Origin of the sequence: Microbulbifer halophilus (assembly GCF_026183675.1) — a bacterium.
GTDB classification, from domain to species: Bacteria; Pseudomonadota; Gammaproteobacteria; order Pseudomonadales; family Cellvibrionaceae; genus Microbulbifer; species Microbulbifer halophilus.
This window is the reverse complement of the sequence record NZ_JAPIVK010000005.1, coordinates 1-19658: the sequence shown is the minus strand read 5'-3', so window position 1 is coordinate 19658 and position 19658 is coordinate 1. Positions and strand designations below refer to the sequence as shown.

The 19658-nt window shown below is 60.2% G+C and carries 15 protein-coding genes; 8 read left to right on the top strand and 7 right to left on the bottom strand.

What is annotated here, in order from left to right; genetic code table 11:
* Positions 1-159: 159 nt before the first annotated feature.
* The 5 genes from OQE62_RS03905 to ectA form a co-directional block, all read right to left on the bottom strand.
* Positions 160-1620, bottom strand: a complete 1461-nt coding sequence (locus OQE62_RS03905; RefSeq protein ID WP_265720687.1) for a sodium/proline symporter — start codon at positions 1618-1620, stop codon at positions 160-162.
* Between the two features lie 122 nt (positions 1621-1742).
* Positions 1743-3197 (bottom strand): aspartate kinase, encoded by a 1455-nt coding sequence (locus OQE62_RS03900; protein ID WP_265720686.1) that lies wholly within the window; start codon positions 3195-3197, stop codon positions 1743-1745.
* A 235-nt stretch (positions 3198-3432) separates the two neighbouring features.
* Entirely contained in the window at positions 3433-3837 is a 405-nt protein-coding gene (locus tag OQE62_RS03895) for an ectoine synthase (RefSeq protein WP_265720685.1), read from the bottom strand.
* 97 nt (positions 3838-3934) lie between these two features.
* Positions 3935-5272 carry a diaminobutyrate--2-oxoglutarate transaminase gene (ectB, locus tag OQE62_RS03890; RefSeq protein WP_265720684.1) on the bottom strand — a complete coding sequence of 446 codons (1338 nt, stop codon included), beginning with the start codon at positions 5270-5272 and terminating at the stop codon, positions 3935-3937.
* A 56-nt stretch (positions 5273-5328) separates the two neighbouring features.
* Complete coding sequence (gene ectA, locus OQE62_RS03885; RefSeq protein ID WP_265720683.1) at positions 5329-5934, bottom strand: diaminobutyrate acetyltransferase; 606 nt, start codon at positions 5932-5934, stop codon at positions 5329-5331.
* A gap of 346 nt (positions 5935-6280) precedes the next feature.
* Here ectA and OQE62_RS03880 point away from each other — a divergent pair, with 346 nt between their 5' ends.
* From OQE62_RS03880 to OQE62_RS03860, 5 genes are all read left to right on the top strand, one after another.
* Positions 6281-6784, top strand: coding sequence for a MarR family winged helix-turn-helix transcriptional regulator (locus OQE62_RS03880; protein WP_265720804.1), 504 nt, complete (start codon positions 6281-6283; stop codon positions 6782-6784).
* Positions 6785-7324: 540 nt separating this feature from the next.
* Positions 7325-8311, top strand: coding sequence for an FHA domain-containing protein (locus OQE62_RS03875; protein ID WP_265720682.1), 987 nt, complete (start codon positions 7325-7327; stop codon positions 8309-8311).
* A 104-nt stretch (positions 8312-8415) separates the two neighbouring features.
* A complete protein-coding gene (locus tag OQE62_RS03870) occupies positions 8416-11010 on the top strand; it encodes a serine/threonine-protein kinase (protein WP_265720681.1) in 2595 nt (864 codons plus the stop codon).
* 51 nt (positions 11011-11061) lie between these two features.
* Positions 11062-13647, top strand: coding sequence for a serine/threonine-protein kinase (locus tag OQE62_RS03865; protein ID WP_265720680.1), 2586 nt, complete (start codon positions 11062-11064; stop codon positions 13645-13647).
* 192 nt (positions 13648-13839) lie between these two features.
* Positions 13840-16407: a serine/threonine-protein kinase gene (locus OQE62_RS03860; RefSeq protein WP_265720679.1), complete on the top strand. Its 2568-nt coding sequence runs from the start codon at positions 13840-13842 to the stop codon at positions 16405-16407.
* Here the strand turns inward: OQE62_RS03860 and OQE62_RS03855 are convergent, their stop codons facing one another.
* Complete coding sequence (locus OQE62_RS03855; RefSeq protein WP_265720678.1) at positions 16408-16887, bottom strand: hypothetical protein; 480 nt, start codon at positions 16885-16887, stop codon at positions 16408-16410.
* Positions 16888-17545: 658 nt separating this feature from the next.
* Here OQE62_RS03855 and OQE62_RS03850 point away from each other — a divergent pair.
* The 3 genes from OQE62_RS03850 to OQE62_RS03840 all read left to right on the top strand — a co-directional run bounded on the left by OQE62_RS03850 (position 17546) and on the right by OQE62_RS03840 (position 19265).
* A complete protein-coding gene (locus OQE62_RS03850) occupies positions 17546-18130 on the top strand; it encodes an AHH domain-containing protein (RefSeq protein ID WP_265720677.1) in 585 nt (194 codons plus the stop codon).
* Between the two features lie 3 nt (positions 18131-18133).
* Positions 18134-18721 carry a hypothetical protein gene (locus tag OQE62_RS03845; RefSeq protein ID WP_265720676.1) on the top strand — a complete coding sequence of 196 codons (588 nt, stop codon included), beginning with the start codon at positions 18134-18136 and terminating at the stop codon, positions 18719-18721.
* Positions 18722-19040: 319 nt separating this feature from the next.
* Positions 19041-19265 carry a hypothetical protein gene (locus OQE62_RS03840; protein ID WP_265720675.1) on the top strand — a complete coding sequence of 75 codons (225 nt, stop codon included), beginning with the start codon at positions 19041-19043 and terminating at the stop codon, positions 19263-19265.
* A 194-nt stretch (positions 19266-19459) separates the two neighbouring features.
* Here the strand turns inward: OQE62_RS03840 and OQE62_RS03835 are convergent.
* Positions 19460-19658 (bottom strand): hypothetical protein (locus tag OQE62_RS03835; protein WP_265720674.1); only part of this gene is annotated, 199 nt, incomplete at its 5' end.

The following is a 19658-nucleotide window of genomic DNA, read 5'->3' as shown; positions in this document are numbered from 1 at the left end:
AAAAAAGCCCGGCAAACGCCGGGCTTTTTTTGTATCTCAAGCTTCGCGGGATTCCGGAGCCAGTGCGGGCTGCGCCATTGGCAGGCACCTCCGGCTCCAAAACTTGCGTTATATGAGTCGCGGCCAGCGGCCGCTCCTGCATTCCGCACTCATCATGCCTCAGGCCCCGACGCTGGACAGCTTCGACACACCGGACAGGCCGCAGAGCCGCCCCACGCCGTATACCACCCAGGCGCTCACCAGCGCGGGCAATACCTCGGAAACCGTGCCGTGAAGTCCCATCAGGCGCCAGCCAATGGCTACCGTGCTGGCCACTACAACCATCGCGATCGTCAGTGGCTCCCGAGGTCGGCCTCCCAGCGCGTAAACCACCAACAGGCCACCGAAAGCGGAGCCCAGTACGCCCCAGGCGAACAGCACCAGGTTGAACACATTGTCTTTGGCGAACAGGGCGATCAGGAGGGACGCTCCCACCACCACCAGCGTGGCGACACGGGCGGTGCCATAGCCATGCCAGCGCGAGGGCATCAGGTCCCGGGACAGGCAGGCGCTGCAACTCAGTATCAGGGAATCCACAGTGGAAATGGTGGCGGCAAAGAGCCCCGCCAGCACCAGGCCGGTGGCCGCCGGGTGCAACAGCACATCCGCCATCACCGGCAGGGCCAGCTCTGCATCCAGCTCACCGCCACTCATCACCAGAGAGGGGTCCACCGCGCCCTGGTCCATCAACAGGCGCGCCATCATGCCCACGCCCACCGCCAGGGTGTAGAAGGCTGTGAACCAGAGGTAGTAATAGATGCGGGCCCGGCGAATGCTCTTCACATCGTCGCAGGCCATAAAACGCACCATCACATGGGGCTGGCCGATCACTGCCGCCCCGGCGAAGGTCCAGCCGACCAGGAACAGCAGGACGCCGGTCCAACCGCTGGCAGCGGATTCGGTGGGGAACAGCTGGAAGAAACCGGGCGAGACCTCGTGCAGGCCGGTCCAGGCCGGCTGCCAACCGCCGACAGTGGACACCGCCATCACCAGCATTATCGTCATGGCTACAATCATCACCACCGACTGTGCGGCATCGGTCCACACCGAGGCCCGCAGGCCACCGGAGAAGCCGTAACAGAGTACCATCACCGCGCCGATGATCGCGCCTGTGCGCAGATCCCAACCGAACAGGGCCTGCAGGGCCTTGCCACCGGCCTTGAACTGGGCTGCGGCGTAAACCCCCAGCAAAGCCACGGCGATCAGCGCGGTCACCAGCTTGAGGAGCTGAAAATTCTCTCCGCCCCAGCGGGACAGCAATTCGGGGATAGTGAGGGTGCCGCGCTGCTCGCTCATTTGCCGCACCTTGCGCGTCACTAGCGTAGCGGCCATCCAGTCCCCCAGGATCCAGCCCACCATCATGGTGAAAGCCGGCAGGCCGGTGGCATAGGTGTAGCCGATCACCCCGATGAACATGAAACCGGAGTTGTTGGTGGCTACAGCCGAAAGGCCGGTGAGGGAAGGCGGCACGGAGCTGCCGGCAAGCAGGTAATCGGACTGTTCCTTCGAGCGGACTAGCACCGAAGAAAAGCCGATCAGGAGAAACATCAGGAGAAAGCCGAGAAAACTGGCAAGCAACATGGAGTAGCGCCCCCCGGGCAGCAGGCCTCACTGGCCCCCGGGACACGGGAGCCGGGCAGAGGCATTATTATTTTTGGAAATAACTGTATCTCCCCACCAGAATACCACTTATGGTGAGAAATTCACGCCGCGCATATCGCCTCGCCGTGATCGTAGACTTCAACCAGTGCGTGGTGCAGGCTTTTCACAGAGCTTTCGTAGTCGGCTTCGTTGACCACGAACTGCATATCCACCTGGCGCATGGACTGGTGTACCGCCAGTACGCTGATACCGGAGCGGGCCAGTGCGGCCACGGCGCGGGACAGCATGCCCGGCACCTTCATGTCGCTGCCGATGGCGGAAACCACGGCCACCTTGCGCACCTGGATATCGCAGTCCGGGTACTTTTCGCAGATGGCACTGCGAATACGCTTGACCGTCTTCAGGTTGTTGCCCAGAAAGTGGGTGATGGTGTTGGCATTGGTGTCCTTGGTCACCACATTGCCCTTGAAGCGGCCGATGATCTCGTTGATCGTGCGGTCGTACTCGGTCATGGACCCCATCATGTCCTGGTCGAAACATTCCACTGCGTAGATATTCTTGCGGCCGGCAATGATTTCCACGCAGGGGGTTTCGCTGACATAGTCGCCGGTCACCAGGGTGCCGGCGTGCTCCGGCTCGAAGGTGTTCATCACGCGCAGGGGGATTTCCTGCTGGCGCAGGCCCTTGGCGGCGCGGGGGTGGATCGCCTCCATGCCCAGGTTGGCGAGCTGGTCGGCGACATCGTAGTTGGTGCGGCCGATCGGCACGGCCTGCTCTTCACCGACCATGCGTGGGTCGGCGCTGCTCAGGTGGTATTCCTTGTGGATGATCGCCTCGCGCGCTTCGGTTTTTACCGCAATGCGGCTGAAGGTCATTTCGCTGTAACCGCGGGCGAAGGTTTTCATCAGGCCTTCGGCGGTGTGCGCATAGCCGGTGGCGATCGGCAGTTCGGTGGCGAAATCGACGTCCGCGAAGGCGCGCTCGATACGCTCGTCCAGTGTCCGGTGCTCGGCATCCTGCCAGCCGGTCAGGTCGATAAAACGCGCCTTGATACCCTCGAGCTTCAGTAGTTCGGCGGTATTCCAGGCGCTGTGCGCCTCGCCCAGGCTGGCCAGCATCTCGCTGACGGTGTTCAGGTGGCCGTCCAGCGCGAAGTGGCCATGCTGGCACAGGCGCTCCAGGTCGGCCAGGCAGCGCTCGGTATCGTCCAGGCGCTCGCCGATAAAGGCGTTGGCTTTTTCAAGCTGTTCCGGATCGGTAAACAGGGTACCGTTGATTTCTTCCATACGGGCGCGCAGGCCGCTCACGGCTTCGGACCAGCTGCCCTCCTCATCATCGTCGTCGGTGCCGGCGAACAGGGCAAAGATACCCGGGCGCCCGGATTTCTTGTGCTCCAGCAGCATGTCGGTGATACCGCCGTAGGCGGAGACCACGAAGATGCGCTGGTAGAGGCCCTCTTTTTCGGCCTTGCCGTCTTTGAAAACGATATTGTCGCGAACAGCGGCATAGTCGCTCATGGACGTGCCGCCAATTTTTTCCACCGTGTGTAGTTTCATGGTTTTCCTGTAGATGTATCAGTGAGCTTGTGGGTGAACCGGCGCTTAATGAGCCGTGCGCAAAGTTAGGTAACAGTTCGCTTCGCCAAAGCGTCCAGCTCTGCGTTGAGAAAGCTTGAAATAGAACCACTATTCCAGCGCTCTCTCGCCTTGATCTGAACGCTTTGGCTGTGCTCCTTTGTTACCGAACTTTACACACGGCCCACTGGGCGCCGGTTCGGCAGCACTACATCTATTATTTGTCGTCTTTGACCTCTTCGGCGTCCAGTTCGTAGGCACCTTCCGCGTTGTGCACTTCCTTGCCGTGCAGCGGCGGATTGAAGACACAGGCCATCTTCATTTCAGTTTTGGCGCGCAGGTTGTGCTTGTCGTTCTGGTCGAGGATATAGATGGACCCCGCCTTGATTTCGTGCTCGACGCCATCGGATTCGGCCGTCACGCTGCCCTCACCGGAAATGCAGTACACGGACTCCAGGTGGTTCTGGTAGTGCAGGTGCAGGTTGGCACCCTCGTAGATGGTGGTGATATGAAAGGAAAACCCCATATTGTCGTTTTTCAGCAACAGACGGGTGCTCTCCCAGCCCTCGGAAACGATACGGCGATCGGATTTTTCCGCTTCTTGCAAATGTCTAACAATCATTACTTCGCTCTCATCGATGGTTAATCGGAGTGGTCCCGGCGACTATCCCGCAATCGGATTCAGCGCCGGGCCATCGGCATATTCAGTGGGCCGCCTGTCAGGCGGCGCCGGCAACTTCCCCTTCCTTCTTCTTGCCTGACTCGGAATCGTCGGCAAAGAAGTCGTGCTCTTCCGGCACCTCGCTGCCCTTCAGGACCTTGGCCACCGCGGCTTCGACGATGTCCAGCGCGCGGGTCAGGTTTTCGTCGCTGATGGTCAGCGGGCACAGGGTTTTCACTACGTGGTCGTCCGCGCCGCTGGTCTCGATCACCAGGCCGTGCTTGAAGGCTTCGCCGGTGATCTTGTCGGCCAGCTCGCCGCTAACGCAGTTCAGACCGCGGAACATGCCGCGACCGCGGGTGGTCATGTTGCCGTCGCCGTGCTCTTCGACAATCTTGCTCAGGCGCTGTTCGATGTACTCGCCCTTGCGCTGCACTTCCTTGCCGAACTTGTCGTCACTCCAGTAGTGGTTGATCGCCGCAGTGGCGGTGACGAAGGCCATGTTGTTACCGCGGAAAGTGCCGTTGTGCTCACCCGGCTTCCACTGGTCCAGCTCCGGGCGCATCAGCACTACCGCGAACGGCAGGCCGTAGCCGGAGAGGGACTTGGACAGGGTCACGATATCCGGTTTGATGCCCGCTTCCTCGAAGCTGAAGTAGCTGCCGGTGCGGCCGCAGCCGGCCTGGATGTCGTCGACGATCAGCAGCACGTCGTGCTTGCGGCAGACAGCTTCCAGATTGCGCAGCCACTCGATGCTGGCGGCGTTGATACCGCCCTCGCCCTGTACGGTTTCCACCATCACCGCGGCCGGCAGGTCGACGCCGCTGGAAGAGTCGGACAGCACCTTGTCCAGGTAGGCGGTGGTGTCGATATCGTCGCCCAGGTAGCCGTCGTACGGCAGGCGGGATACGCCGGCCAGGCTGGTACCGGCGGCGCCGCGGTGGTGGGAGTTGCCGGTGGCGGCCAGGGCGCCCACAGTGCAGCCGTGGAAGCCATTGGTGAAGGTGACGATGTTCTCGCGCCCCTTGTACTTGCGCGCGATCTTCATCGCCGCTTCCACCGCGTTGGTGCCGGTGGGACCGGTGAACTGCATGACGTAGTTCAGGTCGCGCGGTTTCAGGATTTTTTCGGAGAAGGTCTCCAGGAACTCGCGCTTGGCCTTGGTGTGCAGGTCCAGGCCGTGGGTGATGCCGTCGGCCTGGATGTACTCGAGCAGCGCTTCCTTGAATATCGGATTGTTATGGCCGTAGTTCAGGGTGCCGGCGCCGGCGAGAAAGTCCAGGTACTGGGTGCCGTCCTCGTCGTAGAGGTACTCGCCCTGCGCCTTGTTGAAGATGCGCGGGAAAGCGCGTGCATAACTCTGTACTTCTGATTCGATCTCGTCGAAAACTTTCATGATGGCAAACCTTTGCTTGATTAATTGGCAATTCGCAGTGGGTGAAAAGGCGGGGATTACCCGCTGACCGCCGATTCGGAAAACGGGCCGATGCGCAGCAGCATCTCGCTGTCGTGGTGACCGTGAAAGTGGCGTTCGCGGTCGAACATCACCGACTCGGCACAACTGGTATCCAGTTTGCGGGCCAGGCCGCGGAACAGGGCCCAGGAGGCTTCGTTGTCGGGGGTAATGGTGGTTTCCAGATAGCGCACCTGTGCGCAGGCGGGGCGGCGCAGTATCTCGCGGATCATGCGCCCGGCGAGCCCCTGACCGCGGCCCGCTTCGGCCACGGCCACCTGCCAGATAAACAGAGTATCGGGGCGCTCCGGGATCAGATATCCGGAGACGAAGCCTGCCAGCTCTCCGTCCACTTCGGCGCAGACGCTGGTGTCGGCGAAGTGGCTGGTCTGCAGCAGGTTGCAGTAAATGGAATTCTCATCCAGGGGGGGACAGCGGCTGATCAGGCGATGCACATCGGCGCCGTCTTCACTGACCGGTCGGCGCAGCAGGGCTTCCCTTTTGTTGGCTGAGTCCTGCCGCGCCTGGACCTTTTCTTTCGGAGACTCTTCAGTTTTGCTTTCCGAGCTTCCGCTCTGCGATTTCGCAACGCTTGTGGCGCTCAAATCAATACCTTTAGTCATCAAATTTTTGTTTAAAGTGCAAAAGCGCTCTTTACCGCTTTATTTTGCACCAACTGGGTCAAATTTGACCTTTTAGAGTAAAAACTATTTACTGGTCTAAATAATTTTTTGCATAGTACTCTAAACAATTGCGAGATATCAAGACGACCCCATGCAAAGTGATCATAAATTGAGCAGACAGGATCCCCCGCAAGCGGCCCCCGGCAGCGGTTCCGCGGAGGGCGCGCGCAGGGAGGAAGAGCTTGAATCAGTCATCGACAAACCGGAGGCGGCGCACAAGGTCGCTCTCAGGCATCTATCCCGCCGCGACCTGCAGAGCCTGCTACTGATGGACAAAATCGAAGAAGTACTGACCACCCTCCGCCGTCTGATCCGCGCCACCGACCTGCACTCCAAGCAACTGGTCAAGACCGCCGGCCTCACGGCGCCGCAGCTGTTGCTGTTGCAGGCGATCCGCGAGAAGGGCCAGGTGACCATCGGCGCCCTGGCAAGAGAGATCAGCCTCAGCCAGGCCACGGTAACCACCATTCTGGACCGCCTGGAAAAGCGCGGCATGGTCTACCGCGAGCGCTCCTCCCAGGACAAGCGCAAGGTGCACGCCTATCTGACCGACAAGGGCATGGACATCATCCGCGACGCCCCCACCCCATTGCAGGAGCACTTCGTGCGCCAGTTCCGCGATCTGCGCGAGTGGGAGCAATCGATGATCATTTCCTCACTGCAGCGCGTGGCGCTGATGATGGACGCCGAACATATCGACGCCTCACCGGTGCTGGATATCGGCGACCTGGACCGCAAGGACAGCCGCCACAACCCGCAGGAAAAAGACTGAACCAATCCGATAACCGGCAAAATTCTGGTGCAGACAACCCCTGTCGCGATTAGACAAATTCGAGTGGCAAGGGTGCTGACAATTGTAAAATTTCTGTCTTTTTAACTTGGAAAACCGGTAACCTGCACTGGAAGTTTTTCGCGCCAACGCAATAGACCCGAGAATTTCCTCTCATTCACATTCAATCGTTGCATTCATCCGGAACTTCGGTATAAATGGTGCGACAACACTACGGCGACCGCCAACCCTCTGGTTAGCGGGCGCTTATTCAAGACAGGGCGTAATAACAATCGAATAAGGCGCCGCTGAAAATGACTTTCGCCACCGGTAATGGGGCTCGACCGGCGGCGCGCTGTCCCTTTTTTTCAGCGGCGACATCCGGCGCCTGGCGAACATGAAAACCGATACATCGCTATCGGCCCCTCCGGTTTTCCACCTGCGAGCAATGCTCCCCGCCGCGCGCCTTTCGCCCTGTTTTCAGCATTCAATGTTGCCGCACAGCACTTTGCCCGCGGCGACAAAGGGGGAAGGGAGCAGACCATGGCTTGTTTGCAACATCCAGACAGGGAACAGCCCGTCTACCTGATGGCGCACCACACCATTGGCCGCCGCCAGGGCAAGGTGGACACACGTATCACCAGCGCGGAGATTTCCGGTATTCACGCCGCCGTCCAGTGGACCGGTACCCACTGGAACATCCGCGATCTCAGCCGCAACGGCACCTGGGTCAACGACCAGCAACTGGTACCGGCCAGGAACTATCCACTGCAACTGGGCGACCGGATCGCTTTCGGCCGCGCCAACAACCCGGTGTGGGTGGTGGAAAACCTGGACGCGCCGGAAAACCTGCTCATCGACCTGGCCAACGGCGAGGCCCAGTCCCTGGAGCAGTACCACCTGCTGCCGGACGAACGCGAGCCGCTCGCCAGCCTGCACTTCAGTCCGGTGGTCGGCCAGTGGCTGTACGAGCTCACCGGTAACTCCAACAGCGCCGACAACGCGACCGCCGTCAGGCACGGTGATCGCATCGATTGCGGCCTGCACAGCTGGCTGCTGTTCCTGGCCGACAACCAGGGGGCCACCACCGAGCTGTCGATGCAACAGCTCTCCATCACCGATTTCGACCTGCGCTTTTCCGTCAGCCACCACGAGGAACATGTACAGCTGCAACTGCGCCGGGAAGATATGAAACTGGCGTTGCCGGCGCGCATCCATCACTACCTGCTGATGTACCTGGCGCGGGCGCGCGTACGCGATATGCAGGCCAATGCGGACCCCGATGCCCAGGGCTGGGTCTCCATCCAGGTGGCCACGCGCGAACTGGGCATTACCGTCAATCACCTGAACACGCAGATATTCCGTGCGCGCAAGCAGATCGCCGAATCCCTGCCGGACGCCATCGACACCTCGGGCCTGGTGGAGCGACGCTCCTGGGAGGTTCGCCTCGGCTGCACGCGCTTCGAGATCTACAAGGGCGCGCAGTTGGAGTCCCAGACCCACCAGCGGCTGGCAGAACCCGCAGGGTGACAGGCAACGGCGCGGGATGGGCCCGCGCCACAGCCGGAGAACAAACCAGAACAGTTTTTGCTAGGGACGGCAGAGTGCAATAACAGGGCGGCAAAGCCAGACTCATGACGTCAGAGCAATTACCTTTCCATATCGGGCGCTATCAGGTCACCCGGCGACTCGGGTCCGGCGGCATGGGCGTGGTCTATCTGGCCACCGATGAGAAGCTGGATCGCGAGGTGGCCATCAAGCGGCTACTCAAAAACCCGACCAGTGACGCCGCCCCCCTGCGCATCCGCAAGGAAGCGCTGCTGCTGGCGCAGCTCAACCACACCAATATCGTGCAGATTTACGATGTGGTGGAAGAGCGCGAAGACATCGCCCTGGTGATGGAGTACGTGGAAGGCTGCTCTCTCGACAACTGGCAGCGCGAGCGCGACCCCGGCCTGCAGCAGAAGATCCTGCTGCTGAAGCAGATCTGCAACGGCCTGACCCGGGCCCATGGTATCGGTATCATACACCGGGACCTGAAAGCCGACAATATCCTGGTCGACGACAACAACACCGCCAAGATCACCGATTTCGGCATCGCCAAAAACTGGCGGGAGTACAGCGACCTCACCCGGGAACAGCATATCGCCGGGAGCTGGAGCGCCATGTCGCCCGAACAGGCGCTGGGGAAACCGCTGGACAACCGCTGCGACCTCTTCGCGCTGGGTGTGCTGGCCTACAGGCTCCTGTGTGGACAGGGCCCCTTCGGCGATCGCGAAAGCCCCTTTGTGATCGTCGACCGCGTCGTGAACAACACACACCCGCCGGCGGGCAAACTGAACCCGGAACTGCCGGCGGACCTCTGCCGGCTGCTCGACCGGCTGCTGGCCAAAGACCCGGACAGGCGCCCCCTCAACGCCACCGCCGTGGCCGCCGAGCTGGACGGCATCCTGCAGCACCTGGACGACGGCGCCGGCGACACTTTCAGCCGCACCGCCACCATCACCGCCGAGGAATACCACCGGCGCCGGCGGCGCAACCGGGGCCGGCACAGGACCCTGCTCGGCGCGGTCGCCGGGGCGGGTGCCGCACTGCTGGTGGCGGCCGCGCTGGCCCTGTGGCCGGAGGCCGGGCCCGAGCGCCGCGGCGATTACATCGCCGTGGTCTCCCCGCACGAAGGCGCGTTCGACAGCCGCGAAGAGCAACGGCTGGCCAGCAACATGCTCAGCGCCATCAAGCAGGGGCTGTCGAACCGCGAGGGCCTGCTGCTGGTGCCCTACGCCGAATCCCGGCAGCTGCGCGGCCAGCCGCTGCGGGACCAGGCCAGGGCCCTCAACGCGCAACTGCTGCTACACCCGACGCTGAACTGCGAAGCCGCCCACTGCGAGGCCTCGCTGGAAGTGATCGACACGGAGAGCTTTGCCGCTACCGCCAGCCGCAGCGTCATGCTGGAACTGGGCGAAGACCTGGACAGTCGCGCCCGTATCCTGCAGCAGCTCAACTACCTGTTCCCGGACAATCCCGCCGGTGAACGGGGAGCCGGCTTCAATATTAGCGCGGAAGACTACCGGCGCTATCTGGATCTCTACGAGCGGCGCGGCGACGAGGCCCGGACCGCGGAAACCCTGAAGACACTGGAAGCGCTGCAGAAGAACAGTCCCGGCTTCCCCCCCTACTACGAGCTCTACAGCGAACAGGTCATCGACCATAAGCTGAACACCCGCAGCACCGGGACCCTCGAGAGGCTGGAGAGATTCCTGCAGCGGGCGCCGCGCGACATCGGCGATCACCCTTCCGTGCTCACCGCCAAACTGCGCTTGGCCATGAGCCGCGACGACCCCGACCGCGCCCGGGCACTGCTGGAAAAACTCAAGCTGACCCTGCCGGATCACGCCAGCTATCACGCCCTGCGCTCCAACTACTACGAGGGCCGCGGCGAGTACCAGAAGGCGCTGGCGGCCATCGACCGCGCCCTCGCCCTGCGCACCAGCACCAACTACCTGTGGCTGAAGGGCCTGTACCTGTCCCAGTCCGGCAATATGGATGCAGCCAAACCCTACCTGCTACAGGTGATCGAGTTCAGCGACCACAATAGCAAAGCCCTCTACCTACTCGCCGCCAATGAACTGGACAGCGGCCGGCCGGCAGAGACCATCCGCCTGCTCAAAAGCGTCGACGTCGAGCAGCTCGGGGCCATGCATGCCTACAACCTGTGCCTCGCCTACTACATAGAAAATCAGTTCGAGCGCGCCCAGCAGTGTATGGCCGGCGTCGCCGAGCGCGCCCCCGGGGACGCCGAACCGCTGCTCTACCAGGCGGAAATCGCCCGCGCACAACAGCAACCGCAGCGAGCAGAAGAGTTCGCCCGGCGCGCCCTGGAAGTCACCAAAGGCCGCAACGACTGGAGAAGTCTGCTTACGCGGGCGCGGGTCTACGCGGAACTGAACCGGGCCGACCGAGCAGTGGAAACGCTGCTGCGGATCCGCCGCAGCGCCCCGGACAACCTCTACACCAACTATGCCCGCGCCCAAGTCTATATCACCATAGGCGACCAGCTCTCCGCCAAGGCCCATATGCGCAAGACCCTGGAACAGGGCATGTCGCCGATCTGGTTTGAAACGGCGCGTTTCTCACCGATGTGCGCGCACGGCGAATTCGCCGACCTGCGCGAGGAGTACCCGGCGCTGTGCGACGGGCAGACACCGGGCACCCGGATCGCGCAGAAATAGCCCCCGCAACGAACAACCTCTACTCGCCACCGCCGACAAGTGTAAAAGCCAATGCCAGACACCGAACCGCAACCGGACCCGACGGGCCGCTACCGCATCGATCGCCAGATCGGCGCCGGCGGTATGGGCGTGGTGTACCTGGCCGAAGACACCCGCCTGCACCGCCGGGTGGCGATCAAGAAACTGCGCCAGGATGTCGCCGGCAGCGCCGCCCGGCGGCGCATCCGCCGGGAGGCGCAGCTGCTCGCCAGCCTGAATCACCCCAATATCGTCCAGCTCTACGACGTGCTCGAGGAAGAGGACGGCGGCATGGCGCTGGTGATGGAATATGTCGAGGGCGCCACCCTGCAGGAGTGGATGCGCGAACAGGGCACTGCCCCGGAGGACAGACTCAGTATCCTGGTGCAGATCTGCAGCGCCCTGGAACAGGCCCACGACCTGGGCATCGTCCATCGCGACCTGAAACCCGCCAACATCCTGATCAACCGCGACGGCCCCGGGCTCATCGCAAAGATCACCGATTTCGGCATCGCCAAAAGCTGGAGCGAGCACAGCAACCTCACCACGGCACAGCACACCCCCGCCAGTTGGGGCGCGGTATCGCCGGAACAACTCCAGGGCAAGCCGCTGGACCACCGCAGCGATCTCTTCGCCCTCGGCGTACTCGCCTACGGGCTCTTCTGCGGGCAAAACCCCTTCGGCGACAGCGACAACAGCTTCATTCTCGCGGACCGTATCGTCCGCCGGCCCCATCCCCCCGCATCCAATCTCAACCCGGGTCTCCCCGGCGAACTCTGCCGCCTGCTGGACCGGCTGCTGGCGAAAAAGCCCGCACGGCGCCCGTCCAGTGCCGCCGCCGTGGCCGAAGAGCTGGAGGCGACAGACCCCGGCGCCATCGACCGCCATCCCCCGGCCACAATAGCCAGCGAGGATTTCTACCGCCGGCGCCGGACGGCCGGAAAACGCGGGATCGCACTCGTCAGCGCCGCCGCCCTGGCGATCGCCGCAATCGCCGCCGCTTTCCTGTCCGGGGCGCCGCCGGCCCGCGACGCCCGCTATATCGCCGTGGTACCACCGGCAGCGGGGGGCCCGGAGCAGAGCCGGGAAGTCCGCCTGCTTACCCAAAGCGTACAGAACGCCATCCGGCAGGGCCTTTCCAACCGCGAGGGGTTGTATCTGGTTCCCCAGTCCGAGTCCCGGCAATTACACAATCAATCCCTGCATCGCCAGGCTCGGGCCCAGGATGCGCAGCTGTTACTCAACCCCGACATTACCTGTGGAGAAAAAAACTGCGAACTGTCGCTGGAGCTGATCGAAACGGAAAGCTTTTCCACCATCGCCAACCGCAAGATCTCCCTGAGCCTGGACTCCAACCTCGGCGGTTTTGAACAGACACTGCAACAAATCAATTACCTGCTGCCACAGTACCCACCGCGCGCGCTGAGCCCGACACTGACTATCGGCGAAGAGGATTACCGGCGTTATCTGGAACTGCAGCCCCGGGGTAAGACCTACCAGAACGTCGGGGAAACCCTGGACGCCCTGGAAGAGTTGCAGGAAAAGGCCCCGCAGTTCCCCGCTATTTACGAGCTCTACGGGCAGTTGGCCTTCGACGACCGGTTCAGCAATCGCAATATGGATTCCATGGATCGGCTTGAAAAAATGCTCGCCAAAGCACCGCCGGAGATTGCCGACACCGTGGAAATACTGAGCGCCCGACTCTTCCTGTTCCACGCGCGTTACAACTGGGAGGCATCGGCGGAGATTCTGGCTAAGCTGAAGTCTGCCCTGCCGGACCGGGCCAACTATTACCAGGCGGAGGCCATCCATTACCACCTGCGCGGCGACTATGAACGGGCACTGATCGCATCGGACAAGGCCTTGGCCCTGCGCACCAGCACCAACTACCTGCTGCAGAAAGCGCTGTCGCTCAGTTACAACGGCCAGATGGAGGCCGCCAGGCCCTACCTGCAGCAGGCTCTGGAGATCGACGACAGCTATATTGATGCCCGCTCGCTGCTGGCCGCCAACGAACTGGATATGGGCCGCACCGGGGAAACCATTCGTCTGCTCGACACCATAGCCCCCCACCGGCTAAACGCCCTGGACTTCTACAACCTGTGCATGGCCCACTACCTGGAGAAGCGTTTCCCGCGGGCAGACCGGTGCTTTACGGATCTCTACAAGGCCCTGCCCAGCGATGTGGAACCTCTGCTGTACCGCGCGGAAATCGCCCGCGAACAGCAGCGCCCGCAACGAGCGCGGCAGTTCAGCGAGCGCGCCCTGGAACTCAGCCGACAGCGGGAAGGCTGGGAGAACCGGCTGATGCAGGCTCTCGCGCACGCCCAATTGGGACAGTCCGAACGCGCCGTGGCATCGCTGCTGAAAACCCGGCAGCGGGCCCCGGACGACACCTACGTCAATCAAACCCTTGCCCAGATCTATATCGCCACAGACGACCTGAACTCGGCCGAAGCCCATATCCGCAGATCGCTGGAGCTGGGGCAGTCCCCCGTCTGGTATCGCACCGCGCGCTTTGCCAAAATCTGCAGCCACAGCGCCTTTGCCGACCTGCGCGGGGAGTACCCGACGCTGTGCACCGGGCGCGGCCCGGATGGCGGGGTCGCACGGAAATAGTCCCCACCGCGCAAACCGGGTAAACTGTACGCCTGTCCGCACCGCGGAACAGCCGATGTAACGGACAAACCAGCAACGTAACGACTCGCCCCGGCAGTCCCCTCTCCCCTCAGGGAGAGGGGAGCCGATCAGCGCCCCTCCCCCGCAAACGGAGAGAGGCGAATAGTTATCCAGCAACAAGAATAAAAGGCTATGGAAGTCGCCGAACCGGAACAGGGCCAACTGGGCCGCTACCGCATCGAGCGCACGCTCGGCGCCGGCGGTATGGGCGTCGTCTACCTGGCCGAAGACACCCGCCTGCGCCGCCAGGTGGCCATCAAGAAGCTGCGCAAGGACAGCACCAGCGAATCCGCCGGCGCCCGCATCCACAGCGAGGCGCAACTGCTGGCGCAGCTCAACCACGCCAATATCGTGCAGCTCTACGACGTGCTCGAAGAGGACGGCGGCATCGCGCTGGTGATGGAGTATGTGGAGGGCACCACCCTGCGGGAGTGGATGCGCGAGCACACGGCGCCGCTGCGGGAAAAGCTGGGCCTGCTGATGCAGATCTGCCGCGGCCTGGGCGAGGCCCACTCCCTCGGCATCATCCACCGCGACCTCAAGCCCGACAATATCCTCATCACCCTCGACAACAGCGGCGGCGGCATCGCCAAGATCACCGACTTCGGCATCGCCAAGTCCCTGGAGCAGGATGGCGAAAATATCACCCGCGAGGACCAGGTGGCCGGCACCGTGGACGCCATGTCCCCGGAACAGCTGCAGGGCCTGCCGCTGTGCGCCCGCTCCGACCTCTTCAGCCTGGGCACCATCGCCTACGAACTGCTCTGCGGCGCCAAGCCCTTCGACCGGGGCGAGGGCGGCACCATGGCGCTGGCCCAGAAAGTGGTCAACGAACCCCATATCCCCCCGCAGCGGGCCCGGCAAAGCCTGCCGGACCCGCTGGCGGCGCTGCTGGACAAACTGCTGGCCAAACACCCGGAACAGCGCCCGGAATCCGCGCAGCAGGTCTACGAGGCGCTGGAACTCCTCCACCAGCACGGCTCCGACGATACCGATACGGAACAGTTCTCCGCCACCGTCACCCAACTGCTGCGCAAACCGCCCAGCAGGCACCGCCGCACCTTCCGCGCCCTGGCCGGCGCCGCCGCCCTCGCCGCCACCGGCGTGGCCGGCTACTTCGGCTGGCAGTACGCCACCCGCCTGGAACCGCAGTATATCGCCGTAATGCCGGTGGAGATCAGCGGCGAGGTGCGCGGCGAGAAGAATGCGGAGGCACTGACCGCGACCATGGTGCGCCAGGCGCTGATGAATGCGGCCTCGCAACTGAAGGCCAGTGCGCTGGTCAGTTTTACGCCGAAAGAGGGGCAGGATTTCGATACGCAGCTGAAGGCGTTGCGGGAGAAAGGGGTGACCGATGCATTGTACGCGCGGCTGGATTGTGCTCGGGTGCGGTGTGAGATTGAGTTGCAGCGAGTTGGGCCGGTGGATAGTCAGATCAAACAGCAGACTGATTTTGCGTTTTTGGCGGATAAGAGGCAGGAGGCGGAATACCGGATTAGCAATAGCGCGGCGACCTTGTTCCCCAGTAGCTATCACGATAGCGCTGTAGAACAGAGGAAAATGGGGAAACAGGATTACGACCGTTATCTGGCCATACTGTCGAAAACTAACAGCAACGCCGTAGCGCAGGACGACCTGGAATCACTGGAAAACCTGATCGCCACCTACTCCAAGAATGCTAGCCTCTATCTTCTGTATGCGGATGCGGCTACAGATTTGTATCTGTCGAACAATGATAGAAAGCTACTGAGCAACACCCTCGGCCTACTTGCAAGGGCAGAAGAGTCGGGCATCAACGAAGTATCTCTGCTTGAAGCAAAATTGCTGGTCAAGTCTTTAGGAACAGACAAAGAGGGATTTGAATCCACGCTCAGCGCGTTACAAGCCAAGGGGCACCCTTCTGCACACCTGCTAGCTCAGTACGCAAGATTCCAGTTCACTCAAGGGGATTACGAGTCCGGCTTGCGCTATGCACAGGATGCCGCGGCATTGAATCCATCGGCTGACAATCTATATCTGATTGCTCTAAACCAGACCGCCAGCGGAAACTACGACGATGCGCGAAATACGTTGAATAGAATTGTTCAATTTTACCCAAAGCACTGGTCATCGTACTCTGCATTGGGTGTAATCGAGCTGGAAAGCGGTAATCTGGTGGAGGCCGAGGCAGCCATTACCGCTATTCCCGAAAATTTGCGCGGCTGGCGTACAAAATCAAATCTCGGCGTTGTTTATTTTCTACAAAAGAAATACGAACCTGCCCTTGAGGCATATCAGCAAGTTTTAGCCGACACTCCAAATGATGTTTACACTATCACTCAAATAGGTGAGACCCAACAACTACTTGGGAACGTGTCAGCCGCTGAAAAAAGTTTTCAAAAAGTAATTACGCTTACGGCAGAAAAGGAAGATATCGAGACAAGATTAAGCCGTGCTCTTGCACTAGCAAAATTAGGTAAGTTGGAAAGCTCCATACCAATTATACTCCAATTAATTAAAAATTCACCGGACAACTCTCATATCAAATATGGCTCTGCCCAAGTTTACTCTCTTGCCGAGGAGTGGCGATCTGCCGATTACTATGTTCACGAACTATTGAAACAGGGCATGAGCGCAGAGTGGTTTAATCTGCCGGCATTCCAGCGACTCTGTACCCAGCCCCAGGCCTCCACGGAGGTAAAAACTGCTATCTGCGACTGATCATTTCGGCTCGAGCCGCGCAAACGGATCGCCGGACACAAAATGCATCCCGGTCTCCATATCCTCGCACAGCCACAGGAAGGAGAAGTCGTCCGGGATCTCCTCCCGGTCCCGAATCCAGATCACCAACTTGGTATAGCCTTCCGGCGTCCAGTGGGCCCGCGCCCAGAACTGGTGCTTGAAATCCGGGCTCATGGCAATAATGCCGTCCAGTCCATTGCGCCAGCAGTGGGAAAACTCCAGTTGCCGCCCCGGTACCGCCGACAGATCCAGGGTGATATTCAGCTTGACCAGCCCGCGATTGCCGCAGAAGCGGAAGCGCATATTACCGAAATGCTCGTCCGGGTTGCCGGCGTTGTACAGCGGCCAGTACTGCGGCTTGCTTTCTTCCGGCTCCACCGGTTTCAGCACCAGGTCCAGCTCCATTCCGCAGGCCGGCACCTCGCAGTCGAGCACCGGCTGTTCGTCGCATTTGCTCACAATTCCATCCCCTATTTAAAGCTTGTTGTATTCATCACAGGTTTTGTGACATTACGCACACACAGAAGCATACTGCAATCTGCGATTAGAAGGAATTCTCCGCCGGGGAAGACCCAATAAAAAAAGCCGGCAGCAACGCAGTTACTGCCGGCCCGAATTGATGGTCCCAGCCATCGACGGTTACAACAACACTATCAAGAGCGAAAATGGAGCATCCATGCCCCGGTCAAGCCCTTCCCCAAATCCCGGCCTACTAGGCTCTGTGTCTGCCGGGCCCGGCTTGACTGTTCAGCTTTCGCTGAAACGGGTATCCATCCCAAGCTGCGCCGCTAGGGCGCAGAGATCCGTTCCTTCGGAATCCTTGTCAAGGGGTGCCAGTCCTTCGGCGGCGTGACGTCAAATCCCGATGTCGTTCACTGCCCCTCAACGTTGGCTGCTACTCTACGGACGAGGCGATTACAGGTCGATCACACGCCATTACATGCCATTACAGACCTGGTTATAAATTGACCACGCTGCAACACTTGCGTGTTTCCCGCGAACAGATACCGGCTGGACTCCCGTCATATAGCAGTCAACCCGAGGCTGACGTTGTCGCATGGACTTTCGCTAGGTACCATCGCAACTGACGAATAAGGACATTCAAAAGGAGCTTACCGTGCTCGGAACAAACCCTGTACTCCAGAGCCGTGTGGACAGAGCGATAGCCCAATTCGCCGATCTCGAGAACCCGACTCGCGCCGACCTCAACCGGGTTCGCACAATATCCCGTATAGAGCAAAACCTGGAGAAATACAGGAAAGCCGGCCTGGAGAAGATACCGGAAGACGAGCTGAAAGAAGAAAAGCACAAGTCGAGTCGCTTGGGCAGGCACATGTTGGCTACGGGGGACGCAAAGCCGCACTCAAAATGCCACGCACACGCAATAGTAGCCGGTGGAGCGCCCGAAGCAGACGCAACGAGAGCCGTCCTCGCTTGGTTTCAGGTAAGAATCGACGATCCGACCAACGGATGCTGGCTTCCGGGAACAAAAGCTGTGGTACACATGATGCCCCACTGGCTACAAAGGGCCGCTCCCCATTTATCTTTGCATAGAGGTGAATATTACGAATGGGTCAGCAGATTTATATCACTGGATATGATCGGCAGCAGAGAGGACCTGATCAGAGAGCTCAAGTTTCTGGAGCATCGCCTGCAATCCGGCGCATTCCCGCCAGAGATAGTAGAAGGTAGGAAGTACTGACAAATGCCACTACATAGAATACACCGAGAAGATCATTACCTTATCTTTACAATCCCGACCAGTGAAGTTCTGAACAAGCTCGGGCGAAAATACCCGTTTCATATCAAGCGCGGACCAGACTCCTACACCCAGGTGTGGAAAGAACCCCTGGAGATTGTCTTCAAGGCAGGTGATGACTCCAGGGGCGAATCAGTGCCCGATCTACAGGTGATGAATGGGCGCATCTTCTTTAGCCAAAAAGCCTTCGACCTGATCGGCTCCAGCCTCAGCCAAGACGGGGAGTTCTTGCCGATAACTTACGACGGCAAAACAGGTTACATTTTCAATCCGCACGTTATAGCGGAGGATCATGATGCGTTGGATGACAAGGTTACAATCAAAAACGACTACGGTGACCTGCAAAACCTGGGATTCATTGAAGAGAAACTGCCAGCCGGTACCCAGGTTTTCCGCACAAAAGCTGATAGCTACCACGGTGTCTTTTGTACAGAGCTGTTCAAACAGGATGTGGAAAGATCGGGCCTTGTCGGCATTTTCTTCCAGCCCGACCTGGCCAACCTCTTTGGAGGAAGCGCCAGTACCAGAAACTGACTGGCAAAACACTTCCACCTCATTCTAGGCCCACTACAGTCAAGCGGTAACAAACAACGAGGATGAGATGGAATCCGGCCTGGAAACATCTCCGGGGCGAGCTTCGGCCCATCGGTGCGCACGGCGCACCCTACCACCTACAAAAACACCACTACCCTGCCGTAGGAGCCTGCTTGCAGGCGAATGCTTAACGGGCCTCGATCCTCTTCGCCTGCAAAAAGGCTCCTACAGGCGGAAACACCTTCGTAGGATGGGCAAAGCGCAGCGTGCCCATCGTCGGCCGTTGCACTTCAATCTGGTGTCATAGCCGCTATAACAATTGTTGGCATCAAGCGAGAACACCATCACCCAGAGTATTGAAGGCGCGAAAATCCTTTCACCGCGGCGCAATTCCAGTTCTGCATCCGATATCGAGATGCTGGCTCGGGAACAGCTCGAGCATTTCCATATCGCGCCAGACAGCGAGCACGGCCGTCTGCTGTTGTACCGTGTCCAGGGCGATATCGGCCAGTTGTGGGCGCAGAGAGCCGCGCTGTTGGCGTAGATGGTCGCGCTGACAGAGTCGACTATTTCAACACCAAGCGCTTTATGAGCTTCGAGCTGGCCAAACCGCAGCACACTCTGCAGAATCCGCTGTGCGCTAGTTGAGTCTGCAGGGAAACCACCCTATTTGTCATTATTCGAAAATTTTCACATTAAAAATTGTTCCAGAGTGGAGTTTACCCGACTCACTCCGACCTAACGGCCAGAAATCTTCACACTCCCTGTATAGACGCGCCCTGCAAAAATAGGGTCAGAGTGAAAGATCCCCTGAAAACCATAGGATCCAACTCGCTTGCAGCTACTCTCGGAAATTTCGTGCCAGAGTCGATTTAAAAATTCCGGATTCCGGTTTTTTCCCTGTTCGGCTCTGTTTAAATGCGCCCAGTTGCCGTTA